Raw genomic sequence first — 23488 nt, 5'->3', positions numbered from 1 at the left:
TTGCCTGTGATCCTGCGCCCGCAGGGCCAGCCGGTCAAATTGAACTCATCCATCTTTGATAGAAAAAATCTATCAACTGGCCCGAAAGCCCGGTGGTAAACGCAATCCCCGCGCGACCCCCAGCACCGCCTGCGCCAGCGGGCCCATCGGGGCGCTATCCGACACGATCACGCCGATGCGACTGCCCTCATCCCCATCCGGCAGCTTGTACGTTCGCGCCCAGCGCAGCCCGTCCAGCAGGGTTGCGTGGCTATCGGGAATGATCGAGCATAGCCGTCCCTGCTGCACCAGACCCAGCAAGGCGACATAGGAGTCCGCCGTTACCAGCGGTCGCAATGCCAGCCCCCGCTCGGCCAGCCGCGCGTCCAATATCCGCCGGTTCTGCATACCCTGATGCAGCAGGCAGAGCGGGAGGGTGGCGAGTGCCGCCCAGTCGAGCGGATCGGGCACCGCCACGCCGTCCACCGCACTCACCAGCATGGTCCGCTCTACATAGAGCGGGACCGACAGCGCATGGGCGGGCGGCTCGAAGTCCAGATAGGTCAACCCCGCATCCAGTTCGAACGCTGCCAGCTCCCGCTCGATCTGGCGGGATGTCAGCGCCCGGATCGACATGTTGAGGCCCGGATGCCGCGCCTGCATCGCCGCGACCAGACAGCCGATGGCGGGCATCGCCGCCGGGATCGCACCCAGCCGCACTTCGCCTTTCAACGGCCCGCGCGCCGTCTCTGCCGCCTGGCCCAGCGCCTCGGCCGCCGCGATCAGTTGCCGCGCCCACGGCAGCACTGCCTCGCCCTCTGCCGTCAGTCCGGCATATGCGCGGTCGCGCCGGACCAGCCGCTTGCCCAGTTGCGTCTCCAGCGTGGCGATTCCCGCCGACAAGGTGGGCTGCGACACATTGCACTGTGCCGCCGCCCGCGCAAAATGGCCTTCGCGCTCCAGCGCCAGAAAATATTCGACAAGTCGGGTCTGCATATCCTTCACCTTATGCCTTATAGAGCATGGCTATCAAGGGAGCGGTAATGGACGATAGACGGATATTGGGGGCCGTGCTGGCGGGTGGACGCGCCACGCGCTTTGGCAGCGACAAGGCAATGGCGCGCATGGCCGACGGCCGCACCCTGATCGACCATGCGACGGCCGGCCTTGCGCCCCATGTCGTTACAGTCGTCCTATGCGGGCGAGAAGGCGGACTGCCCGATCGCCCCGCGCCCGATCTGGGGCCTCTTGGCGGGTTGAACGCCGCGCTCCGCCATGCGCTCGATCAGGGCTTTACCGGCGTCCTGACCACCGGCTGCGACATGCCCTTCTATCCCACCGGCTTGCCTGCAAAGCTGATCGGTGAAGGTGCTGCGATCCTGAAGGGGCAGCAACTGCTCGGCTGGTGGCCCGCCATGCTCGCGCCCGAACTGGACGCTCATCTGGCGGAGGACAACAACCGCTCCATTCATGGCTGGCTCGACCGCATCAGCGCGCGTGTGGTGGATATGCCGGGCCTTATCCTGCCCAACATCAACCGGCCGGAGGATCTGGCGGCTTTATGATTGCGAAGGCGTACCGGATTACCTCTGAAGCGCCACGCTAGCGCGCGCTCCAGTTTTCTGTTTTCACATCTTTTCTGGTGGAAAACCGGCCCCCACTTTTCCGCACGATACTCTAGCCGTCCCATCCACCAGCATCGGCGTGCCTGCCACCGCTTCACCGATCAGCAACAATGTCGGATCGTCATCGCTGATCGTCTGTACCAGAAACGCCAGCGCCGACAGCTTGCCCCGAATCAGCCTCTCGCCCGGCAGCGACACATTGACCGCCACCATCACCGGCGTTTCCGGGTCGCGCCCCGCCGCGATCAGCGATCGACCGATCTCGCCTGCCGCCGCGCGGCCCATATAGATGCCCAGCGTCCCGCCCGGTCGCGCCAGCATATCCCAGTCCAGCCTCAACGGCTCCCCCGCCTTGAGATGCGCCGTCACCAGCGTCAGCCCCCGCGCCACGCCGCGCAGCGTCAGTGATGCACTGCCGCTCGCCGCTGCCGCGCTCGCCGTGGTGATGCCGGGGCAGATATGGAAACGCACCCCGGCCTGGCCCAGATGCGCCATCTCCTCCGCCGACCGGCCGAACACCGACGGATCGCCGCCTTTCAGCCGCACGACACGCCGCCCCGCTTTTGCCGCCGCCAACAGCAGATCGTTGATGCTGTCCTGCTGCTTGCTGTGCCGCCCCGACCGCTTGCCGACGCTCACCCGCTCCACCCCCGCCGGGATCAGGTCGAGCACGCCCGGCCCGACCAGCGCATCGTAAAACAGGATGTCGGCGGCCGCGATCAGCTTTTCTGCCTTGCGGGTCAAAAGATCCGGGTCGCCCGGTCCCGCGCCGACCAGCCATACCTCACCAGGCGAAATCATCTCATTCGGCTGCATGGAGCGTCTCCTGACGGGTTTCTTTCAACAGATTGGCGAGCGCGGGCCGACATGATCCACAATTGGTTCCTGCCCCGATCGCCTTGCCGATGGCGGGCACGTCCACCAATTGCTGTTCCCGGATCGCCGCGACGATCTGGTTCAAGCCCATGTCGAAACAGACACACACCACCGCGCCCTTGTCAGGCTGACTCCCCGGTCCCCGCGCCGCGAGCACCGATGCGCCCACCCCCTCGACCGACAATTGCCCGATCAACCAGTCACGCGCGGGCAGCAGCCCCGTCCGCGTCACGAACAACACCCCCGCCAGCTTGCCCTCGCGGATGATTGCCACCCGCCGCGTGCCGCGCGTCTGGTCGATCGCCTCGACCCGCTCGCCTTTGGGCAGGCACGCTTCCAGCCGCGCGGCATCACCATTGCCCGCCACTTCGTAGAGCGCGCCGCCCGGCACGCTGATCTTGGTGGCCCAGAGGCAGGGCAGCTTTATCGGCTCATGGCCCCGCAAGATCAGGAAACCCTGCCATGCGGTCGCAACTTTCTCGACGCTGGCCGGGGTCGATTTGAAACCTGGCTGACCCGAATGGGGATCGACCAGCGGCCGGGGCAGCAGGCCGGTGCGCCCGCCGCTCGATATCTGGTCAGTCCAGTGGATCGGCGTGAAAATCTCGCCCACGCGCTGGCCTTCGTTGATCGCCACGCGGAAGATACTATGGCCCTGCGCGGTCGATACGCGGGCGAGATCACGATCTGCGATGCCGAACGCCTTGGCGTCGCGCGGATGCATCTCGACCAGCGGCTCTTCGCGATGCCGCGCCAGCTTGGGGGCAAGGCCCGTGCGTGTCATCGTGTGCCACTGATCGCGATAGCGGCCAGTGTTGAGGGTCATCGGCCAGTCCTTGAGCGGCGCCTGAATCTCCATCTGCTTCGTCAGCACCAGCCGCGCCTTGCCATCGGGCGTCGGGAAACGGCCAGCGGCAAAGGGCGTCTCCCCGCCCCAGCGGAACGGTTCCATGGCGTCATAGGCGTCATTGCCGATCGTCGCCTGCGCGCGCAGGTTGAGCAGCCGCGTCCCGTCATTCTGATAGGCGGTCAGGCGTGCATGTTCGCGCCAGATGTCGGCTGGCCGGTCATAGGCGAAGGCGCTCTGCCAACCCATGCGGCGGGCGACTTCCTTGATAATCCACCAGTCCGGTTTGGCTTCGCCCGGCAGCGCCAGGAAAGGGCGCTGCCGGCTGATCGTGCGGTCACTATTAGTGACGGTGCCATCCTTCTCCCCCCATCCGGCGGCAGGCAGGCGAACATCGGCATGGACGCTGCTGTCGGTGTCGGCGATGATGTCCGACACGACGAGGAAGGGCACCGCCTCCAGCGCCTCGCGCACACGCCCCGCATCGGGCAGCGAGACGGCGGGGTTGGTCGCCATCACCCACAGCGCCTTGATCCGCCCCTCATGGATCGCGCGAAACAGGTCCACGGCCTTCAGCCCCGGCTTGGTAGCCATCGTCGGTGCGGCCCAGAAGCGGCCAACCCGTGCCACATTGTCCGGCGCGAAATCCATATGCGCCGCCAGCGTCGACGCCAGCCCGCCAACCTCGCGCCCGCCCATGGCGTTGGGCTGGCCGGTGATCGAAAAGGGCGCCGCGCCCGGCTTGCCGATGCGGCCCGTCGCCAGATGAACGTTGATGATCGCATTGACCTGATCAGTGCCGCGGATCGACTGGTTGATCCCTTGGCTGAACAGCGTGACGGTGCGCGGCGTCGCGGCGAACAGGCGATAAAATTGCTCCAGCAGCGCAGGCGCGATGTCGCACGTCTTTGCGGTGGTCCAAAGATCATGGCCGTTGCCGACATGCTCCCAAAAGCCTTCTGGCGCGCTCACGCTGTCGCGCAGGAAGGCCGGATCGGTGATCCCCTCGGCCGCGCACCAGGCCAGCAACCCGTTCATCAGCGCAACGTCGGTGCCGGGTTTCACGGCCAGATGCAGGTCGGCATCCTCGCAGGTTTCGGTGCGGCGCGGGTCGATCACGACCAGCTTCGTGCCGCGCGCGGCACGGGCGGCCTGAATGCGCTGATAGACGATCGGGTGGCACCAGGCGGTGTTGGACCCGACCAGCACGATCAGGTCCGCTTCTTCCATATCGTCATAGCTGGCGGGTACGACATCTTCGCCAAAGGCGCGGTTATGGCCGGCGACGGCGCTGGACATGCACAAACGGCTGTTCGTGTCGATGTTCGCCGAACCGATGAAGCCCTTCATCAGCTTGTTGGCGACATAATAATCCTCGGTCAGCAACTGGCCGGAGACGTAGAAGGCGACACTGTCGGGACCATATCTGGCAGTCGTTTCGCGGAAGCGTTTGGCGACAAGATCCAGCGCCCTGTCCCATCCGGCACGCTTGTCGCCGATCATGGGATGGAGCAGGCGACCTTCAAGCCCCACCGTCTCGCCCAGATGCGTGCCCTTGGAACAGAGCTTGCCCGCATTGGCAGGATGGGCCTCATCCCCCCTGATGGTCACGGCGCGGCCGCCGGTCGGCGTCGCCGCGATGCCGCAACCGACGCCGCAATAGGCGCAGGTGGTGCGGATCGCCTGGCGCATCAGGCTGCCGCCTGCGCCATTTGCGGCCGCGCGATCAGGATGCGGCCATCTTCCTGCTTCACCGCAATCGTCGGGGTGCAGCCTGTATCTTCGCCCTGCGCCTCGCCGGTTTTCAGCGCGATGTTCCAGTTGTGCAGCGGGCAGGCGACACTATGCCCATGGACGATCCCCTGGCTGAGCGGCCCCTTCTTGTGCGGGCATTCGTTGACCAGCGCAAAGACATGGTCGTCGCCGGTGCGGAACACGGCAATCTCTTTCCCGCCGCCAATCTGCACCGTGCGGGCGCCGCGCTGCGGAATGTCGGCCAGCGTGCCGATATCGATCCAGTCGGTCATATGTCTCACTCCGCCGCGATGGAGATAGGGTCGAGGTGCTGATGCAGGTCGCTATTCGCGCCAGCCGCGCGCTGCGCCCAGGGATCATCCTGCATGAACTGCTGCGAAAAGAGGAAACGGGCACGCAGCGCCTCACGCCCGGCCTCATCCTCCACGATCCGGCGCTTTACATAATCGACCCCGACCCGCTCGATCCAGGGCGCGGTCCGCTCCAGATAGCGCGCTTCCTCACGGTAAAGCTGGGTGAAGGCGGCGCAATAATCCATCGCTTCCTGCTCGGTCGCGACCTTGCACAACAGGTCGGTGGCGCGGACATGGATGCCGCCATTGCCGCCGATATGCAGTTCATAGCCTGAGTCCACGCAGACCACCCCGAAATCCTTGATCGTCGCCTCCGCACAATTGCGGGGACAGCCCGACACCGCGATCTTGAACTTGTGCGGCATCCACGACCCCCAGGTCATCCGCTCGATCCTGACGCCAAGGCCGGTCGAATCCTGCGTGCCAAAGCGGCACCATTCTGACCCGACACAGGTTTTCACCGTACGCAGAGACTTGCCATAGGCATGGCCCGACACCATGCCTGCGGCGTTGAGGTCGGCCCAGACCGCAGGCAAATCTTCCTTCCTGATACCGAAAATGTCGAGCCGCTGGCCGCCAGTGACCTTCACCATCGGGGCATTGAACTTTTCGACCACATCGGCGATCGCGCGCAATTCCCGCGGATTGGTGAGGCCACCCCACATGCGCGGCACGACCGAATAGGTGCCGTCCTTCTGGATATTGGCGTGCATCCGTTCATTGACGAAACGGCTCTGCTGATCATCCTGATATTCGCCGGGCAGCGCGCACAGCAGATAATAATTGAGCGCCGGGCGGCAGGAGGAACAGCCATCCGGCGTGGACCAGTGCAGCTTGTGCATCACTTCGGGGATGGAGCGCATCCCCTGCGCCACGATCTCCCGCCGCACATCGTCATGACCGAAACTGGTGCATTTGCACATCGTTCTGGGACCGGATTGCACATCATCGCCCAGCACCACGGCCAGCAGATTTTCGACAAGGCCCGTGCAACTGCCGCAACTGGCCGACGCCTTGCATCCCGCCCGCACCGCATCCAGGCTGCAAGCCCCCTTTTCAATGCAGGCCACGACCTGACCCTTGCTGACGCCGTTGCAGCCGCAAATCTCGGCATCGTCCGAGAGTGCCGCAACGGCCGTCTTAGGGTCCAGCGCGCCTCCTCCTGCGGCGTAACTCTGGCCGAAAATCAGCAGATCACGCATGTCAGCGATAGTCGCGCCGCGCTTGAGCAGGTCGAAATACCAGCCCCCGTCCGCAGTATCGCCATAGAGGACAGCGCCGACGATCCGGTCGTCCTTGACGACAACCCGCTTGTAAATGCCGCGTGACGCATCGCGCAGGACGATATCCTCGCACCCCGCGCCGCCCGAAAAATCCCCGGCGGAGAACACGTCCAGACCCGCCACCTTCAGCTTGGTCGAGGTGACGGACCCCTTGTAGCCGCTATGCTGGCCGGTCAGCCCGTCGGCCAGGCTGCGGCACATGTCCCACAGCGGTGCGACCAGCCCATAGACATTGCCGTCATGCTCGACGCACTCGCCGACCGCCAGCACGTCGGGATCGCTTGTGACCATATGGTCGTCCACCTTGATCCCGCGATTGACCTCCAGCCCGGCGTCGCGCGCCAGGGCGGTTGCGGGGCGAATGCCCACCGCCATGACGACAAGGCTGGCCGGAATTTCGCGCCCGTCCTTCAGCCGGACGCCCTCGACCTTGCCCTCGCCATAAATGGCTTCGGTATTCGCCCCGGTCAGGATCGTCTGGCCCCGTGCCTCCAGCGCGCTCTTGAGCAGCCAGCCCGCCGCCTCGTCCAGTTGCCGCTCCATCAGCGTGTCCATCAGGTGGATGACCGTCACCTTCATGCCGCGCAAGGTCAGGCCGTGCGCCGCCTCCAGTCCCAGCAGGCCGCCGCCGATCACCACCGCATCCCCGCCCGCATCGGCGGCGGCAAGCATGGTATCGACATCCTTCATGTCACGAAAGCTGATGACTCCGGGCAAGTCCTTGCCCGGCACCGGAATGATGAACGGATCGGATCCGGTGGCGATCAGCAGCTTGTCATAGCCCATGGTGCGACCCGACTGGCTGGTTACAGTCTTGGCAGCCCGGTCGATCATCGTCACCGGATCGCCCGCGATCAGGTCGATGCCATTGTCATCATACCATTTGCGGTCGTTGATGACGATCTGCTCGAACGTCTTTTCCCCCGCCAGCACCGGCGAGAGCATGATGCGGTTATAGTTCACATAAGGCTCCGCGCCGAAGATGGTGACGCGATAGCGCCCCGCATCGCGCGCCAGCAGTTCCTCGATCGCGCGGCAACCGGCCATGCCGTTACCCACCACGACCAGATGTTCGCGAACATCCTCGAACGGCATCAGGATATCCGCCTGCGCCTCCGTCCGATTCTCGTCCTTGACCTGAAACTCCATCCTGTGTCTCCGGAGAAGAAAAACAAAAAAGCCGCCATCCAGACCCCCGGTTCGAAAACCGAAAGTCTGGATGGCGGCCTTGCCATCATAAGCGCTTCAGTGATCCGTCCGTGGACCGCTTCCGCTATGGTTGATGGGACAGCTTTGTCCCTTGCACTGCAACATAAAGTGAATCGACGACCAGCTCAAGCGATTCAATGCGCCGGTCGGCGAAAAAGCCGGGGCGGCGATCCTGAACGGCCGCCGCCCTCCTCTCCAACTCAGATGCGCGCGCCACTGATCCAGGTCGCACGCCACTTGGCTTTGACCAGGGCGATGCCTGCAAAGGCAAGGAGCGAAAGACCGGCAAATATCAGGAAACCGGGCGCGAAGCTGCCAGTGAATTGTTTGGCCAGGCCCAGCGAGCTGGCAAGGTAGAAACCGCCAATGCCGCCCGCCATGCCGACCAGGCCGGTCATGATGCCGATCTCCGCTTTGAAGCGCTGCGGCACAAGCTGGAATACCGAACCATTCCCCGTGCCCAGCGCCAGCATCGCCAGCACGAACAGGCCAAGCGCACTCCCCAGCGTGCTCGCATAAGCAACACCTGTCAGCGCCAGCGCGGCGACAAGATAGACCATCATCAGCGCCTTCACGCCACCGATCCGGTCAGCCAGCGCCCCGCCCATCGGCCGCACCAGCGACCCGGCGAACACGCAGCCAGCGGTGCAATAGCCAGCAACGATCGGGGTCAGGCCGAACTGGTCGGTGAAGTAGATCGGCAGGGATGCCGCCAGACCCACAAAGCCGCCGAAAGTGACGGAATAGAAGGCCATCAGCCACCAGGCGTCAGCCTGTTTCAAGGGCGTGAAATATTCCACGATCCTCTTGGGCGCAGGTGCATTGGGCGCGTCCTTGGCCATCAGCATATAGGCGACGAAAACGATCGAAAGCGGAATACAGGCCAGGCCCAGCACCGCATTCCAGCCGAACAGCTTGGCCAGGCCCGGTGCGAACAGCGAAGCGAGCACGGTGCCGGAATTGCCCATGCCAGCCAGGCCCATCGCCTTGCCCTGATGTTCAGCCGGATACCAGCGGCTGGCAAGCGGCAGCGCGATCGCGAAACTCGCCCCGGCAAACCCCAGAATGACGCCCAGTGCCAGCGTGCCGCCGAAGCTGTTGACGCCCAATATCCAGGCCGTGAACAGGCCGGCGATCACGATGACCTGACTGATCGCCCCCGCCATTTTCGGGCCGATCCGATCGACCAGCAGGCCGTTGACCACCCGCAACAAAGCGCCGGCCAGGGTCGGGGTCGCGACCATCAGGCCCTTTTCCGCCGGTGTCAGCGCCAGCGTCTTTGCGATCATCGGCGCCAACGGCCCCAACAGCACCCACACCATGAAGGCGAGGTCGAAATAGAGAAAGGCGGCGATCAAGGTCGGCGTGTGACCGGCCTTCCAGAAGCTGGTCGCGACGACAGGCACGGCGTCCTGTCCTTCGCGATCCCAATAAGCGGTTGCCATGCTACGTCCCCAATATATGGAAAATCGACACGAAAAAAGCCGCAGGCCGGATTCACGTTTCAAGGCGTGATCCGATCAGCGGCTTTGCTGCGAAATAGGGTGAGGATGGCATCCCACCCTTGGGACGGCACATCCGGAAAAAGCGCGCTTCGTCGCGCGATCTTCATCTTATCCCGCGAATCGCTTCATGTTGCAAGGCGCAAAATTTCGTGAAACTTCAACGTGACGGCGTGAAACTCGCCAGAAAGTCATCGATCCGTTCGGGATCGAACACCCGCCCGTCAAAGAAATGATCCGGCCCAAGGGTCAGTTCGCCCTGCCGCGATCCAACGGCCAGCGGCATATGCACCGCACCTTCCAGCTTCATGCTGGCGCCGGGCATCGGCACATTGCTGCCAGCCAGCGCGCGACGGAAGATGTCGGGACGGAACACCGCACCCGCTTTGGCGACAGTGGCCGCATCATGCGCGACCATGTTCCAGCGCACGAGTTGCGAATAGATCCACAGCGCCTGACTGCGCCAGGGAAAGGGTGTCGCTTCGCGGCTGAACAGCATGAAGTCGGGACTGCTGATCGGTGGCTGGCCGGTCCGCGCAATGATCTGCCCGCTCAGCGCCCGCAGGATGCAATCGGCCGGCTGGTCGACATAGCGCGGATCGGCCAGCAGAACCGCCAGCGCGGGATGATTGCCCGGATCGTCACACCAAGCCGCCGCCCGCACCAGCGCACGCAGCAGCCGATCCACCGTATCGGGATTCCCCTCCAGCCAGGGTTCGCGAAAGGCCAGCACCTTCTCCACCCCGCGCCGCCAGATGCGCTCGCCAATCGCCACCGTCTCCGCCAGGCCCGCATCCACCGCCGCGCTGCCCCAGGGTTCACCCGCGATGAAGCCGTCAATCTCGCCCGCGCGAATGGCCTCCACGGTCAAAGATGGCGGCAATACGCGCAGCACCACATCCCTGTCCGGGTCCACGCCCGCGCTCGCCAGCCAGTAACGCAGCATGATCGCATGGCTGGAAAAACGGTGCACGACGCCGATCACAGGCTTGCGCCGCCACAGGCCGATCGCGGCGGCAAAATCATGCGCGGTGCCCAGCGGATCGGCCAGCCGTGCAGCCAGATCAGGGTCCAGCGCGGCGGCAAAGCCGCTGGCCATCACCAGCATATTGCCATTGACGTTGAGCTTGTAGGGCGCGGCGAGCGGCGCGGCCTGCTGGCTCAAACCCAGCGTAACCGCCACGGCGAGCGGCGCCAGCATGTGCGCGGCATGGACCTGGCCGAACACCAGCCGATCGCGCAAGGTCGCCCAGCTCGTCGTGCGGACGAGGTCGAGGGCCAGCCCCTCTTCCTCGGCAAAGCCCTGTTCGCGCGCAGCCACCAGCACGGCGGCATCGGTCAGCGGCAGGAAGGCGATTTTCAGGCCCGTCGTCATAATCCCCCTCCCAACAGGTCGCTGGCGGTGATCAGCGCCTGCGCCACATCCACGATCTTCTTGCCCTGGTTCATCGCGCTCGACCGCAACAGCGCATAGGCGTCCTGTTCGGACAGGTTGCGCTGGTTCATCAGGATCGACTTGGCACGATCGATGATCTTGCGGTCGGACAGCGCCGTGCGGGCCTCATCCAGTTCGCTCTGTATCTTGGCGAAGGCGTTGAAGCGGCGCACCGCCAGTTCCAGCACCGGCTTGACCCGCTCCTTGCGCAGGCCATCGACGACATAGGCGGACACGCCCGCGTCGATCGCCGCGCCGATCATGGCCTCGTCCGACTGGTCCACGAACATGGCGATCGGCCGGGCGAGCGCTCGACTGACGGTCAGCATCTCCTCCAGCGTGTCGCGGCTGGGACTGCCCAGGTCCATCAGCACGACATCGGGCGCCATGCGTTCCAGCCGCGCGACGAACGCGCCGCGCGGGGGAACGATGTGAATATCGTCATAGCCTGCCTCGCGCAGCCCCTCCTCCAGGACCGTCGCGCGCAAACCGCTGTCGTCGATGATGACGATTCGCATCTGTCCCGCCCCTTTTGCCCCGTAACTGACCGTGATGCTGCGCCGCGTCAATCGGGTGGCGGGACTCGACGTTTGTTTCCTGCCGCCCGCTGCCCTGCACGCAGGAAAGATATGTCCTTGTTTTCCGCCTCAGCCCCGGCCGCATCGACCGCCACATCGGCCTGTGATCGTCAATGGGCGGCAGAGGTATCGACACTGGCCCTGGGCTTGGGCGCGATCCAGACGGCCAGCGCCGCCACGAACAGGATGATGGCCGACAAGAAGAATACATGGTCCACCGCGATGACGATGGCTTCCTGTTCGACCAGGTTCGAAATCATCTGCCGGGCCTGCTCGGACGACAGGCCGACCCCCGACAGCACCGATTGTGTCTGGTCGGGCTGAAGCACGTTCGCCATCGCATTGCGCGCCACACGCTGCGAATCCCCCCATTCCGTCAGCACCAGCGAGGTGGCGATCGCTATCGCCATGGTCCGCACGAAATTTTGCAGGCCCGCCGCCGACGCGGTTTCCCGTGGCAAAACCGATCCCAATGTCAGCGTGGTCAGCGGGATGAAGAAAAAGGGCAGCGCAAAGCCCTGAAGAAATTGCGGGATCAACATCGTTCCGAAATCGATGTCGCTGGTCCAATGCGCGCGCACCAGCGACATGATGCCGACCCAGGCGACAGCGCCGGAAATCATCAGCCGCACATCGACCCGCGAGAGCAGGAATCCGGCGATCGGCGCCGTGAACAACGCCGCCATCGCCGTCTGCGCCGTTACGATGCCGGACCAGGACGCGGTATAGCCCATCGACGTCTGCAACCATTGTGGGATCACGACGATGCTCGCGAAATAGGCCCCATAGCAAAGCGACATGGTGAAAAGGCCGGAGCTGAAACCAATATGACGGAACACCCGCAGATCGACCACCGGATGCTCTTCGGTCAGTTCCCAGATGACGAAGGCGACGAAGCCAATGATTGCCAGCAGCCCCAGCGTCACGATCAACGGATCGGCAAACCAGTCATGATCGCGGCCGATATCCAGCATGATCTGCAGGCAGCCGATCCAGAATATCAGCAGGAACAGCCCGACCTTGTCGATCGGCACCCTGACCATGTGCGTTTCCACCGGCCGCAACAATGCGAGCGCCGCGAAGATGCACAGTGCCGCGATCGGCAGATTGATGAAGAAGATCCAGTGCCAGCTCCAGTTGTCGCTGATATAGCCGCCCACGATCGGGCCGAGCGCAGGTCCGACCAGCGTGGTCATGGCCCATAGCCCCATGGCGCGACCGCGCGCTTCGGGCGGGAAGATGCGCAGCAGCAATGTCTGGGACATCGGCATGATCGGACCGCCGCAAAGGCCCTGCCCGATGCGGCAGACGACCAGCATGCCCAGCGTCATGGACAGGCCGCACAGCAGGGAGAAAAGGCCGAAACCGATCATCGACAGGGTGAACATGCGCACCGCGCCAAAGCGCATCGCCAGCCAGCCGGTCAACGGTACGCAGATCGCCTCTGACACGGCATAGGATGTAATGATCCAGGTGCCCTGATCAGCAGAAATGCCCAGATTACCCGCGATATGCGGCACCGAAACATTGGCGATCGTCAGGTCCAGCACCACCATCAGGTTGCTGAGCGCCAGCACCATCCCCGCCAGGGTCCGGGTACGCGGGGACAGCCGTGCAAAAATATTGTCGTCGCCGCTCATCGCCCGGCTGTCCTCATTTCGCGGCAAGGTCGATCTCGACATCCATGGATAGGCCGACACGCAATGGGTGGGCGGCCAGCTCCCTGGGATCGAGCGCGATCCGAAGCGGCAGGCGCTGCACCACCTTGATCCAGTTGCCCGTCGCATTCTGTGCCGGGATCAGCGCCATGGACGACCCGGTGCCGGCGGAAAAGCCCACCACCTTGCCATGATAGACAACGTCCGTGCCATACAGGTCTGACGTGACGGTCGCGGGCATCCCGACCTTCACCTGGCGCAGTTGCCACTCCTTGAAATTGGCATCGACATAGAGATGGGCGAGCGGAACGATGGTCATGATGGCATTGCCCTGGGCCACGCGCTGGCCGACCTGCACCTGCCTTTTGGTGACGACGCCATCGATGGGCGCGCGGATGACCGTGCGGGCAAGATCAAGTTGCGCCGATTCCAGCTTCGCCTGGGCGGCCATCACCGCCGGATCGGTGTCGATCGTCGATCCGCGCACCAACGCATCATTGGCCTGTAGCTGGCCGGTCGCCGCCCCGCGTGTCGCCTGCGCGGTCTGGACCCCGGCGCGGGCCAGGTCGAGCGCGGCCTTGGCGGCGGCATAACCCTTGCGCGCGGCCGTCACTTCATCGCCCGACACGGCGCCGTCGCCGACCAGCGCCTCGCGCCGTTGCAGGTCGATGCGTGCCTTGTCGAAATCGGCCTGGGCGGTGGCGAGTTGCGCGCGTGCCTGAACGATGTCCGCGCTGCGGGCGTCCACCTGTGCCGCCAGCGACTGGCTGGTCGCCAGCGTCTGGCGGAAACGGCGGCGTGCCTCGGCCAGATCGGCTTGCGCCTGCGCGATCGCGATCCGCGCATTGGTCGGGTCCAGCCTGACCAGAATGTCGCCCTTCCTGACCGGCTGCGTGTCGCTGACCAGCACTTCGGTAGCCTGCGCTGAAATCAGCGGCGTCACCTGGGCCATTTCCGCATTTACATAGGCATTGTCAGTGCTGACATGATTGCGCCCGACCAGCAGATACCAGGCCGTCCACAACAGCCCGCCGACGATCACGACAAGCGCCAGACGGATCAACCATGTCTTGCGCGCGGACTGGCGCGCTTCCTGCTCCTCCTGCTGTACGTCGGGGGCATCAAGGGCGACATCAGCCATGCGGTTGGTCCTTGGAGAGAGTTTCGCCGTCGCTGAAGCCACCGCCCAGCGCACGGACAAGAGCAATATCAGTGGAAAAAGCGCTCGCTTCCAGTCCGGCCAGCGCCTGCCGCGCAGCCAGCAACTGGTCCTCGACATTCAGAACGTCGAGATAAGTGGACAGGCCACCCTTGTACCGTTTCTGCGCAATGTCATAGGCGTCCTGCGACGCTGCCACCGCCGCCCGTGCGTCGATCAGGCGCTGGTCGAGCGTTTTGCGCATGGTGACGGCGTCGGCGACCTGCTGATAGGCGGTCAAGACCGTCTTGTCATAGGCAGCGACCGCTTCGTCATAGCTGGCGCGGGCGCCGCGATACTGTGCCTGCAACGCGCCACCATGGAAAATCGGCAGGCTGATCGCCGGCCCGGCATTGCCGAACAGCGAATCCTTCGAAAAGAGCGTGTCGGTGAAAGCCCGCCGGCCGGCGGAAATGACGTTGTTAGCAAACAGCGTCTCGTAACCGAGCGACTGCACGCCGATCAGCGCGCTCAGGCGCACGGCCGGATAGAAATCGGCACGCGCCACCTTTATCCGGCTTGCGGCCGCTTGCGCGCGCGCGAGGGCGGCAGCGACATCGGGACGGCGGGCGACCAGATTCGTGGTCACATCGGCAGGCAGGCCGAGTGGCGCGAGCGCGCCGACCCGCGGACGGACGATGGAGAGGCCGCGATCAGGCCCGGCGCCGATCAGCGCGGCGATCTGATGCCGGCGCAGGGCGATCGCCATCTGTGCGCCAGCCAGTTGCGCTCTGGCCGAAGAGACGGTGGCGTCGGCCTGGCGCACGCTTCCGCGTGTTTCCAGCCCATTGCGCCGCCGTTCCGCGACCAGCATCTGGCTGGCCATGCGAATGTCGAGTGTGCGCTGCGCGATTTCGGCGTCATCATGCAGGCGGACAAGATCGGCATAAGCGTCGGCAATCGCGGTGCTGAGCGCCAACCGTGCCTGTTGTGCATCGATCGCCGCCGCGCGCGCATCGGATGTTGCCGCGGCCAGCGACGCCCTGTTCTTGCCCCACAAATCCAGATCGAAGCCGAGATCAAGCGCAAGCCGGCCCGTACCAAGCCAGCCTTGGGGGACAAAGGACGATGGCGCCCCCATATTATAGCTTTGCCTGGTGATCGCCGTGCTGGCTTCACCATCGATCGTGGGCACCAGTGCCGCGCCGGCCTGCGCCGCCATCGCGGTCGCGCTGCGCACGCGCGCGGACGCCATCGCCACATCGGGTGACGCGCGCAGTCCTTCCGCGATCAGCGCGTCGAGTTGCGGATCACCATAGACTTTCCACCAGCCCTCGCCCGGCCAGACTGCCGGTGCGGCCATGAGGCTGCGGCTGGCCTCAACGCTTTCGGGCGCGCGCAATTGCGGTTGCGGCCCAAGGTCGGGAACCGCCGCGCAAGCGCCCAGCAACAACAAGGAGGAAGCTACGCCCCCCATTCGAGCGGCCAAGGCCATGCGACTCACGGACATATCAAACCGTACCACCTAGTATGAAAAATACCATTGCCGCTCCCACAAAGGCTTGTCAACAAATTGGTGTACTATATGGTACGATTTCATGACGAAGCCGGAGTGCACCCCGATTCCCAGCAAAAGGGAAGCCCGCCGCCAGGACCGGCGCGACATGATCCTGACCGTGGCGCAAGGCTATTTCCTCGCCCATGGCTATGCCGGCACCAGCATGTCGGGGATCGCGGCCGAACTGGGCGGATCGAAAGGTACGCTGTGGAGCCACTTCCGATCAAAGGAAGAATTGTTTGCCGCGTCGCTCGAACGGGTCGCCAATGCCTATCGCGCCGAACTCTCGCAGATACTCGATCCCTGCGGCGCACTGGAGCCGACATTGCATCGCGCCTGCCAAAGCCTGATCGAGAAAATGACCTCGCCCGATGCGATCGCGTTCCATCGTCTCATCATCTCGGAAGGTCGCCGCTTTCCCGAACTGGCCCAGATCTTCTTCGATCTGGCGCCCAAGAATACGCGCCTGCTGCTGGCCGATTTCCTGGACGGCGCGATGACGCGCGGCCAATTGCGGCGGACCGATCCAGTCGCCGCCGCCCGCGCGCTGATGGCGCTGGTGATGGCGGGTAGCCATCACCAGATGCTGATGGGCCAGATCGATCAGCCGGACCCGGCGCATATCAGGGACGATGTCGATTTCGCGATGGACCTTTTCCTGCGCGCCTATGCGATCCGCGACATGGACGAACCTGCAAGGCCGGTCGTGTCATGATCCGGGCATAACATATAGCCCTGCCCTTTGCGTGTATGGAGCAGGGGAATGGCAAAACCGCGATCCAGCTTGGCGCGCAGCCGCGACATATGCACTTCCACGCTGTTGGTGCCGGGATCGAAGTTCAACCGCCATATGGCGCGCAGCAATTCCGTGCGGCTGATCGCCTGCCCCGGCCGCCGCGCCAGATGCAGCAGCAATTCATATTCGCGCGTCAGCAGCACGATCGGCCGACCGCCCCGTTCGACCCGGCGATCGACCAGATGGATCAGCAGATTGCCCAGTCGCAAGCGGTGCTGGTCGGCATCGGCCAGCCGGATGATCCGGGCGATCGTCTCCGCCTCATGCATCCAGGGGCCGACGACTTCCTGCATTCCCGCCTCCAGCGCACGGGCGCGCGCGGCAGGATCATCGACATCCTGCCAGAGGATGGTCGCGTTGCCGGTGCGAACCAGCGGCGCATCACCATCGCCCGAACGGATCGCCAGTTCGACGCCTCGCGCCTTTAGCGCATGCACAATCGAGGCAAAGTCCGCCCCCAGTCCGTGACATTCGATCCGTCTGCCCACGCTTGGCCCATCATCTTTACGCCCCGTTATCCCACCGCCGAATCGGCATCAAAACAAGCCATTTCCAGTCCATTTTGGAGGCTTCGCAGCCGCCGCTCACTGTCCCGCCGGATCAGCCGACTGGAAGCACGCGCGCCTTGTTCGAGGTACAGGCGCCGCGCCGCCCGATCGGTCAGCCTGTCGCCGATCGCGCACCAGGCGGTCCAGCGCATCGCATCTTCGGGATGATGGCGGGCAAAATCCTGCGCCAGGTCGATCGCATTGCCCGTCCCGCATCCCACCGCCAGTTCCAGCAGCAATTGTGCGCTCGCGACGGTCATGCATTGGGCGATCGCGCCTTTCACCGTGTCGAAGCGATATTGGCGACGCCAGCCCTGGTCAGGCGCGCTGGCCAATATATTGAGCGACACCGACAGCGATTCCGCCGGCAACTGGGCATGAATGTCGCGATTGGCGCGATAAAGCAGCATCCGTCCTTCCGACAGATGGCTGCGCTCGACAAAGCGCAACGCGACCGGCTCGCCGTCGGCGCCGGCGACAGCAGCGGGATCATAGTCATAATAGTCCGACCCATAGCCCGGCCCCAGATAGCCAACGGTCAGAAAATCGAAGCCATGGTCATGCGGCACATGGTAGAGAAAGGCGGATAGCCCGTTCATCCGTACGGCATGGTCACGCTCGGCCGGCCAGAAGGCGGCGCGCAGCACATAGCGATCCGTCGGCGGATGCAACAGCACGACCTGCGCCGAATAGGGGTTTGCCTGCCGTTGCCCGGCACAGCGGGTCTTGAGTTCGGCGGTGGCGAAATCGGCCAGGAAATCCCGGTTGCGCGACAGCGCGCGCAGCATCGGCGCGGCGGCGGCCAGCCCTTCCTCGCAGGACGGGTCGAAATCCGGCCCTTCACACCAGTCGATCAGCGCGGCGAGATCGATGACGGTCCCGTCCTCCGGCAGCGCGATCAGGCGAGGCATGGCGCATCGCCGATCTGCGTGAGGGTACGCATGGCCAGGGCGCGGACGGCGGCATCCGCCTCTTCCCGCGCCATGGCCCGAAGCGCGGGCAGGGCGCTGTGCGTATCAAGTGCCAGATATTCCCGCATCACCGCCCAGCGCTGCGCCGCCAGCGGCGTGTCCAGCGCCTGCGAGAAGCAGTCCGCCGCATCGCGTCGCCCCTGCACCCGAAGCAGCGACAACAACATCAACGCGCGGGCATGGCCTTCGTCAACCTGCGCGCTGCCCAGCAACGTGCCCCACACCGGATCATGGATACGGGCATGGACCGGCCCCGGCGGCGCGACCTGGGCGCGCAGCACCATCAGGGAGCGACCGCCCGGATACAGGCAGAGCGCTTCCTCGCGCTCATCTGTTTCCACCACGGCGCCCGTCGCCCACCATCCTTCGCCGACAGATAGCGCCCGCCCCTGCACCAGCCGATATTGTTCGCCACGCAATGGCCCATTCAATGATCGGGACAGGACGACCCGCCCTGAAAAATGCACACGCATCGGCGGCTGATCGGTCGGGTCGATCAGGGTCGCGGTGATCCGCACCCGCTCCGTTCGTGCGATCACCAGATGCCGCGCCGCGCCGTTGCGACTGGCGCGCAAGCCCGGCAAGTGCAGCGGGTCGGCCGCCATCGCCGCCAGTTGTTCCTCCAGCAGCGTGCTGAACCAGCCAATGTCGGCAAGGAAGGGACGGATCAGACCCACCGCCCCTTCCAGCGGCAAGGCGTCCGCCGCCGCGACCGCCTGCGCCAGCGCGGCCGGAATCACGGGCGCGCAATGACCGCTATCACCACATCCATCAGGCTGATTTCCAGCGCATCCCGATCCATCAAACCCAGCGGAGCGGCACCGTCGGTCAGGTCGGCAATGTCGTCAATGGCAAGCTGGGCGATCTGGTCCGTCATAGTGCGTCCTCCCTGTGGATACGGGAGGAAAGGCTATGGCGCGGGATGGCCGGGAACCAATTAAATGAAATTAATCACGCCGCCGCACATTAACCATTTCTTTGCGCGCCAATCCTATTTTCAGGCGATCAAAAAGGTGGGACATGATGCCGTTCTTCAAGCGCAACCGCAGCCGTTACAGCGATTCGGTCGAAACCGTCCTGCCGCGCCCGCACCGTCGCCTGCGCCTGCTCCTGCTGGATGAAAATCCCACCGCCCGCGCCGTGATCGCCCGCCGCCTGTCGCATCTTAACTATGATGTGGCGCTGGCGGAAAATGGCTTCATCGCCATGAACATGCTCGTCACCCGGCCGGTCGATATCGTGCTGATCGACATGGGGCTGCGGCTGATGCCCGCCGTTGCAACCATGAAGAAGATCCGGGCCGCCAATCTGGCCGGCAACGCCTGTTTCGTCATGATCGCCGACCAGGCGGAAAACCAGTCCACGGTCGAGGCGCTGGCGGCCGGGGCGGACGACCATATCGTCAAGCCGTTCGACTTCGACGTGCTTGACGCCCGGCTGCGTCACCTGTGCCATCGTGCCGAACAGATCGGCGCGCTCAGCCGCCACAATGCCGAACTGGACGCCCGCATCGCCCGCCGCGCGGTCGAACTGGGGGAAACCCGCGAAACCCTGCGCGCAATGCAGGAAGATCGCGCCCGGCTCGTTTCATCGATCCAGGCATTGCAGGACCAGATCGAACGGATGCAATCAGCCCAGGCTTAACCAGAGCGAAAGGCCATCACCCGGCATTCGGGGTGGTGCATCAGCGACGATCCGCACGGCATCGGCACGGGCACGGTCGAGAATGGCGGCCGGCACATCGGCCGCATGAAAGACCCGATCCGCCGTCCCCAGCAGCCGCGCGGCGCGCAAGGTCAGGTCATCCGGGTCGCCCGACAACAGCCGGATCGACACCAGCCCCGCATCCCCATGGCCGCCCGGTTCGCCAAGCCAGGCGGGCACGGCATCCACCGCGCCGGCCTGCAACGGATCCAGCCGTCCGCCCGGCATCAGGGCCGCGTCGATGGCGCGCCGCCGGTCGCCGGCATCGGGCCAGCGCGCCCGGATCGCACCCCGCGCCGCGAACAGGGCATCGGCCAAGGCCCCCAGCCGCGCCGGCAGCATGGCTTCCAGCCGTTGCCGCAGCGCCTTGGCCAGGCCCGCCGACGCGCCGGCGGTGCCGATGGCGATCAGCACCGGATCGCGATCCACAATTGCGGGCAGGGTGAAGTCGCACAGGTCAGGCTGGTCGGTCGCATTGACCAATATGCCCCGCGCGCGCAGCCGCACGACCGTCGCTGCGTCGCCGTCCGACACGATGGCCACGCGCGCTTCGCCGTCGCCCTCGCCGACGATGACCGCCCCTGCCCGCTCCAGCAGGCGGCGCTTGGCGTCGGCCGCTTCGCCCGTGCCGGTCAGGATGACTGGCCTGCCCGCCACCTTCAGGAACAGGGGCAGGCTGCGCATCAGCCGGCCAGCCAGCCAGGGATGATGTCCCCGTCGATCAGCGACTGGATCGGCGGCCGCGCGCGCACCACCGCCCATTTGTCGCCCGACACCAGCACTTCGGGGGTCAGCGGCCGGCTGTTATAGGTGCCCGCCATGGTCGCGCCATAGGCGCCCGCGGTCATGAAGGCGACCAGGTCGCCCGCCTGCACCACGTCCATGTCGCGATGCATGGCGAAGGTATCGCCCGTCTCGCACACCGGCCCCACGACATTGGCCGTGGCCCGCTCACCCACCGGCTTTACCGCGCGAATGTCGTGCCAGGCGTCGTAGAGGCTGGGCCGCATCAGGTCGTTCATGGCCGCATCGACGATGACGAAGGGTGCCTGCGCGCCCTGCTTCACCCGCACCACGCGGGACAGCAGCGCGCCCGCATTGCCCACGATCACCCGGCCCGGCTCGAACATCAGGCGCACGGGCCAGCCCTGCGTCACCCGCGTGACCATCGCGCCATAATCGGCGGGGCTGGGTGGCAAGGGCTGCGACGGATCATAAGGCACGCCAAGGCCGCCGCCCAGATCCGCGGTGCGGATGTCATGGCCCGCCGCCCGCAGCGCCGCGATCAGCGCGCCGACCTTGACGAAGGCGGCCTCCAGCGGCGCAAGGTCGGTCAACTGGCTGCCGATATGGACGGCAACGCCCTGCACGTCGAGGCCGGGCAGCGCGCGCGCGGCGGCATAGCTCTCGATCGCCCGGTCATAGGGGATGCCGAACTTGTTTTCCGACTTTCCGGTCGAAATCTTGGCATGGGTGCCCGCATCCACATCGGGATTGATGCGATAGGCAACCGGCGCGCGCATCCCCATCGACAGCGCCACGTCCGACAGCATCTCGGCTTCCGGTTCGCTCTCCAGATTGAACTGGTAGATGCCCTGTTCCAGCGCCAGCCGCATTTCCTCCGCCGTCTTGCCGACGCCGGAAAAGACGATGCGGCTGGCCGGGATGCCCGCCGCGATCGCGCGCAGCAATTCGCCGCCCGACACCACATCCGCGCCAAGACCCAGTTTTGCCAGCGTCGCCAGCACGGCGGCGTTGGGGTTGGACTTGACCGCAAAGGCGATCAGCGGATCGGACAGCGCGCTCAGCCCGTCGCGGAACACGCCGACATGGCGCTCCAGCGTCGCGGTGGAATAGATATAGACGGGCGTGCCGACCGCATCGGCGATCACGTCCATCGGCACCTGCTCCACCTGCATGGCGCCGTTCACATAGTCAAAATGGTCCAAGGCCTGTTCCTGTAACTTAACCTCGTCATTGCTTCGCTACGCTCGCAATGACGAATTTGCCTTCGTCAGCTTTCTATCGCGGCTGCTTTTCGGGCGGCAGATCGAACGGATCGTCGGCGCGTTTGCGCGACTGGGTCAGCAATTCCACATTGCGTTCCGGGCGCGCCTGGATCGACGGCTGAATGAGCTGGACGGCGGTTGGCGCGGTCGGCGCGCCCACCGGCACGGCGGGCAGTCGCTGATCCTTGACAGGTTTCAGCGGCTGACGCCCGCCACATGCCGTCAGCGCCAGCGCGACCAGAGCCAGACCGGCAAGCGTCCGTTTGTTCATGATCCCAGTTCCTCTTGAGCCTGCGCGATCCGCGCTCGCACCTGGATCGGCGCCGTACCGCCATGGCTCGTTCGGCTGGCGACCGAAGCATCCACGGTCAACACCGCATAGATGCGTTCGTCGATCCGCGCGTCGATAGCCTTCAGCGTCGCGATCGGCACCTGGTCCAGCGGCACCCCCGCCGCCTCCGCCGCCGCCACCGCGCGCCCGGTGATATGATGCGCCTCGCGGAACGGAATGCCCCCTTCGCACACCAGCCAGTCGGCCAGGTCGGTGGCGGTCGCAAAGCCGCTTTCGGCCAGGCCCCGCATCCGGTCGGTGCGGAATGTCACTGTCTCCACCATGCCGGTCATGGCCGCAATGGACAGCGCCAGCAGGTCGTGCGCCTCGAACACCGGCGGCTTGTCGTCCTGCATGTCCTTGGAATAAGCGAGCGGCAGCCCCTTCATCGTCACGCACAGCGCCGTCATGCAGCCCATGATCCGCCCGGCATGGCCGCGCACCAGTTCGGCCGCATCGGGATTGCGCTTCTGCGGCATGATCGAACTGCCGGTCGAATAGGCGTCGGGCAGTTTAACAAAGCCGAAGGGCTGGCTCGCCCAGATGATGAATTCCTCGGCGAGGCGCGACAAATGCAGCGACGCCTGGGTCGCGGCCATCAGATAATCGAGCGCGAAATCGCGGTCCGATACGCTGTCCAGGCTGTTGTCCGTCGGCTTGGCGAAACCCAAAGCCGCCGCCGTCGCATGGCGATCGGTCGGGAAGCCGGTGCCGGCCAGCGCCGCCGCGCCCAGCGGACATTCGTTGAGGCGCGCGCGCGCATCGGCAAAGCGGCTGCGATCGCGCCGCACCATTTCATAATAGGCCATCAGATGATGCCCCAAAGTCACCGGTTGCGCCGACTGCAAATGAGTGAAGCCCGGCATCACCGCATCGACATGCTCCTGCGCCCGCGCCACCAGCGCGCGTTGGAGACTGAGCAGCCCCGCCTCGACCTCATCGATCGCGTCGCGCACCCACAGGCGGAAATCGGTCGCGACCTGGTCGTTGCGGCTGCGCGCGGTGTGCAGCCGGCCCGCCACGGGGCCGATCAGTTGCGCCAGCCGCGATTCGGTGACCATGTGGATGTCTTCCAGGTCCAGGTTCACCGGCACGCCATCGGCTTCATATTCGGCCGCGATCCGGTTCAACCCTTCCGTGATCGCCTGCGCATCCTCGCCATCGACGATGCCCTGTTTGGCCAGCATCGCGACATGCGCTTTTGACCCGGCGATATCCTGTTTCCACAATCGCTTGTCGAACGGGATGGAGGCATTTATCTCACGCATGATCGATGCCGGGCCGGCGGCGAACCGGCCGCCCCACATGCTGTTGGAGCCTGCTTCCGTGATAT

Annotated in this window: 22 protein-coding genes; 3 read left to right on the top strand and 19 right to left on the bottom strand. The window is 65.0% G+C overall.

Annotated features, from left to right (window positions below; translation table 11 throughout):
- Positions 1-72: 72 nt before the first annotated feature.
- Positions 73-975 (bottom strand): LysR family transcriptional regulator, encoded by a 903-nt coding sequence (locus tag Q4610_RS05890; RefSeq protein ID WP_304535068.1) that lies wholly within the window; start codon positions 973-975, stop codon positions 73-75.
- Between the two features lie 47 nt (positions 976-1022).
- On the opposite strand from Q4610_RS05890, the gene mobA reads away from it, so the two are divergent.
- Positions 1023-1544 (top strand): molybdenum cofactor guanylyltransferase, encoded by a 522-nt coding sequence (mobA, locus tag Q4610_RS05885; RefSeq protein ID WP_304535067.1) that lies wholly within the window; start codon positions 1023-1025, stop codon positions 1542-1544.
- Positions 1545-1607: 63 nt separating this feature from the next.
- Here mobA and cobA read toward each other — a convergent pair whose 3' ends face one another.
- The 10 genes from cobA to Q4610_RS05835 all read right to left on the bottom strand — a co-directional run bounded on the left by cobA (position 1608) and on the right by Q4610_RS05835 (position 15748).
- Positions 1608-2420, bottom strand: coding sequence for a uroporphyrinogen-III C-methyltransferase (gene cobA, locus Q4610_RS05880; RefSeq protein ID WP_304535066.1), 813 nt, complete (start codon positions 2418-2420; stop codon positions 1608-1610).
- Complete coding sequence (locus tag Q4610_RS05875) at positions 2407-5019, bottom strand: nitrate reductase (protein WP_304535065.1); 2613 nt, start codon at positions 5017-5019, stop codon at positions 2407-2409. The genes cobA and Q4610_RS05875 overlap by 14 nt, the downstream gene beginning before the upstream one ends.
- On the bottom strand, positions 5019-5354 hold the full coding sequence (gene nirD / locus Q4610_RS05870; protein ID WP_304535064.1) for a nitrite reductase small subunit NirD: 336 nt from the start codon (positions 5352-5354) through the stop codon (positions 5019-5021). The genes Q4610_RS05875 and nirD overlap by 1 nt, the downstream gene beginning before the upstream one ends.
- 5 nt (positions 5355-5359) lie before the next feature.
- Positions 5360-7813, bottom strand: a complete 2454-nt coding sequence (gene nirB, locus Q4610_RS05865) for a nitrite reductase large subunit NirB (protein WP_425262540.1) — start codon at positions 7811-7813, stop codon at positions 5360-5362.
- 314 nt (positions 7814-8127) lie between these two features.
- Positions 8128-9372, bottom strand: coding sequence for a nitrate/nitrite transporter (locus Q4610_RS05860; protein WP_304535062.1), 1245 nt, complete (start codon positions 9370-9372; stop codon positions 8128-8130).
- A gap of 217 nt (positions 9373-9589) precedes the next feature.
- Positions 9590-10804 (bottom strand): CmpA/NrtA family ABC transporter substrate-binding protein, encoded by a 1215-nt coding sequence (locus Q4610_RS05855; RefSeq protein WP_304535061.1) that lies wholly within the window; start codon positions 10802-10804, stop codon positions 9590-9592.
- Entirely contained in the window at positions 10801-11382 is a 582-nt protein-coding gene (locus Q4610_RS05850) for an ANTAR domain-containing response regulator (protein WP_304535060.1), read from the bottom strand. The genes Q4610_RS05855 and Q4610_RS05850 overlap by 4 nt, the downstream gene beginning before the upstream one ends.
- 170 nt (positions 11383-11552) lie before the next feature.
- A complete protein-coding gene (locus tag Q4610_RS05845; protein ID WP_304535059.1) occupies positions 11553-13082 on the bottom strand; it encodes a DHA2 family efflux MFS transporter permease subunit in 1530 nt (509 codons plus the stop codon).
- Between the two features lie 13 nt (positions 13083-13095).
- Entirely contained in the window at positions 13096-14241 is a 1146-nt protein-coding gene (locus Q4610_RS05840) for an EmrA/EmrK family multidrug efflux transporter periplasmic adaptor subunit (protein WP_304535058.1), read from the bottom strand.
- Positions 14234-15748 carry an efflux transporter outer membrane subunit gene (locus tag Q4610_RS05835; protein ID WP_304535057.1) on the bottom strand — a complete coding sequence of 505 codons (1515 nt, stop codon included), beginning with the start codon at positions 15746-15748 and terminating at the stop codon, positions 14234-14236. The genes Q4610_RS05840 and Q4610_RS05835 overlap by 8 nt, the downstream gene beginning before the upstream one ends.
- An 88-nt stretch (positions 15749-15836) precedes the next feature.
- Between Q4610_RS05835 and Q4610_RS05830 the strand changes: the two genes are divergently transcribed.
- The gene (locus tag Q4610_RS05830) at positions 15837-16511 is read left to right on the top strand and encodes a TetR/AcrR family transcriptional regulator (RefSeq protein WP_304535056.1); all 675 of its coding nucleotides are present in this window, start codon (positions 15837-15839) and stop codon (positions 16509-16511) included.
- Here Q4610_RS05830 and Q4610_RS05825 read toward each other — a convergent pair.
- The 4 genes from Q4610_RS05825 to Q4610_RS05810 are packed head-to-tail and all read right to left on the bottom strand — an operon-like array spanning position 16463 to position 18988.
- On the bottom strand, positions 16463-17080 hold the full coding sequence (locus Q4610_RS05825; RefSeq protein ID WP_304535055.1) for a winged helix-turn-helix domain-containing protein: 618 nt from the start codon (positions 17078-17080) through the stop codon (positions 16463-16465). The two genes, Q4610_RS05830 and Q4610_RS05825, sit on opposite strands and share 49 nt — an antisense overlap.
- A gap of 26 nt (positions 17081-17106) precedes the next feature.
- Complete coding sequence (locus tag Q4610_RS05820; RefSeq protein ID WP_304535054.1) at positions 17107-18051, bottom strand: transposase; 945 nt, start codon at positions 18049-18051, stop codon at positions 17107-17109.
- On the bottom strand, positions 18039-18851 hold the full coding sequence (locus tag Q4610_RS05815) for a hypothetical protein (protein WP_304535053.1): 813 nt from the start codon (positions 18849-18851) through the stop codon (positions 18039-18041). Before Q4610_RS05815 ends, Q4610_RS05820 begins: the two co-directional genes overlap by 13 nt.
- Positions 18848-18988, bottom strand: a complete 141-nt coding sequence (locus tag Q4610_RS05810) for a hypothetical protein (protein ID WP_304535052.1) — start codon at positions 18986-18988, stop codon at positions 18848-18850. The genes Q4610_RS05815 and Q4610_RS05810 overlap by 4 nt, the downstream gene beginning before the upstream one ends.
- Positions 18989-19134: 146 nt before the next feature.
- Here Q4610_RS05810 and Q4610_RS05805 point away from each other — a divergent pair, with 146 nt between their 5' ends.
- Entirely contained in the window at positions 19135-19755 is a 621-nt protein-coding gene (locus Q4610_RS05805) for a response regulator (protein WP_304535555.1), read from the top strand.
- Here Q4610_RS05805 and Q4610_RS05800 read toward each other — a convergent pair.
- From Q4610_RS05800 to argH, 4 genes are all read right to left on the bottom strand, one after another.
- A complete protein-coding gene (locus Q4610_RS05800; RefSeq protein WP_304535051.1) occupies positions 19741-20499 on the bottom strand; it encodes a precorrin-2 dehydrogenase/sirohydrochlorin ferrochelatase family protein in 759 nt (252 codons plus the stop codon). The two genes, Q4610_RS05805 and Q4610_RS05800, sit on opposite strands and share 15 nt — an antisense overlap.
- Positions 20499-21764: a diaminopimelate decarboxylase gene (gene lysA, locus Q4610_RS05795; RefSeq protein ID WP_304535050.1), complete on the bottom strand. Its 1266-nt coding sequence runs from the start codon at positions 21762-21764 to the stop codon at positions 20499-20501. The genes Q4610_RS05800 and lysA overlap by 1 nt, the downstream gene beginning before the upstream one ends.
- Positions 21765-21837: 73 nt before the next feature.
- On the bottom strand, positions 21838-22095 hold the full coding sequence (locus tag Q4610_RS05790) for a hypothetical protein (protein WP_304535049.1): 258 nt from the start codon (positions 22093-22095) through the stop codon (positions 21838-21840).
- The gene (gene argH / locus Q4610_RS05785) at positions 22092-23462 is read right to left on the bottom strand and encodes an argininosuccinate lyase (RefSeq protein ID WP_304535048.1); all 1371 of its coding nucleotides are present in this window, start codon (positions 23460-23462) and stop codon (positions 22092-22094) included. The genes Q4610_RS05790 and argH overlap by 4 nt, the downstream gene beginning before the upstream one ends.
- Positions 23463-23488 lie beyond the last annotated feature (26 nt).

Origin of the sequence: Sphingobium cyanobacteriorum, from assembly GCF_030580935.1 — a bacterium.
In the GTDB taxonomy this organism is placed as follows: Bacteria; Pseudomonadota; Alphaproteobacteria; order Sphingomonadales; family Sphingomonadaceae; genus Sphingobium; species Sphingobium cyanobacteriorum.
Note: the sequence above shows the minus strand (reverse complement) of the source record. Positions and strands in the feature narration are given on the sequence as shown.

Coding starts and splice junctions, on each gene's coding strand:
- Q4610_RS05890 (WP_304535068.1), bottom strand. CDS start 975: ATGCAGACCCGACTTGTCGAATATTTTCTGGCGCTGGAGCGCGAAGGC.
- mobA (WP_304535067.1), top strand. CDS start 1,023: ATGGACGATAGACGGATATTGGGGGCCGTGCTGGCGGGTGGACGCGCC.
- cobA (WP_304535066.1), bottom strand. CDS start 2,420: ATGCAGCCGAATGAGATGATTTCGCCTGGTGAGGTATGGCTGGTCGGC.
- Q4610_RS05875 (WP_304535065.1), bottom strand. CDS start 5,019: ATGCGCCAGGCGATCCGCACCACCTGCGCCTATTGCGGCGTCGGTTGC.
- nirD (WP_304535064.1), bottom strand. CDS start 5,354: ATGACCGACTGGATCGATATCGGCACGCTGGCCGACATTCCGCAGCGC.
- nirB (WP_425262540.1), bottom strand. CDS start 7,813: ATGCCGTTCGAGGATGTTCGCGAACATCTGGTCGTGGTGGGTAACGGC.
- Q4610_RS05860 (WP_304535062.1), bottom strand. CDS start 9,372: ATGGCAACCGCTTATTGGGATCGCGAAGGACAGGACGCCGTGCCTGTC.
- Q4610_RS05855 (WP_304535061.1), bottom strand. CDS start 10,804: ATGACGACGGGCCTGAAAATCGCCTTCCTGCCGCTGACCGATGCCGCC.
- Q4610_RS05850 (WP_304535060.1), bottom strand. CDS start 11,382: ATGCGAATCGTCATCATCGACGACAGCGGTTTGCGCGCGACGGTCCTG.
- Q4610_RS05845 (WP_304535059.1), bottom strand. CDS start 13,082: ATGAGCGGCGACGACAATATTTTTGCACGGCTGTCCCCGCGTACCCGG.
- Q4610_RS05840 (WP_304535058.1), bottom strand. CDS start 14,241: ATGGCTGATGTCGCCCTTGATGCCCCCGACGTACAGCAGGAGGAGCAG.
- Q4610_RS05835 (WP_304535057.1), bottom strand. CDS start 15,748: ATGTCCGTGAGTCGCATGGCCTTGGCCGCTCGAATGGGGGGCGTAGCT.
- Q4610_RS05830 (WP_304535056.1), top strand. CDS start 15,837: ATGACGAAGCCGGAGTGCACCCCGATTCCCAGCAAAAGGGAAGCCCGC.
- Q4610_RS05820 (WP_304535054.1), bottom strand. CDS start 18,051: ATGCCTCGCCTGATCGCGCTGCCGGAGGACGGGACCGTCATCGATCTC.
- Q4610_RS05810 (WP_304535052.1), bottom strand. CDS start 18,988: ATGACGGACCAGATCGCCCAGCTTGCCATTGACGACATTGCCGACCTG.
- Q4610_RS05805 (WP_304535555.1), top strand. CDS start 19,135: ATGCCGTTCTTCAAGCGCAACCGCAGCCGTTACAGCGATTCGGTCGAA.
- Q4610_RS05800 (WP_304535051.1), bottom strand. CDS start 20,499: ATGCGCAGCCTGCCCCTGTTCCTGAAGGTGGCGGGCAGGCCAGTCATC.
- Q4610_RS05790 (WP_304535049.1), bottom strand. CDS start 22,095: ATGAACAAACGGACGCTTGCCGGTCTGGCTCTGGTCGCGCTGGCGCTG.
- argH (WP_304535048.1), bottom strand. CDS start 23,462: ATGTGGGGCGGCCGGTTCGCCGCCGGCCCGGCATCGATCATGCGTGAG.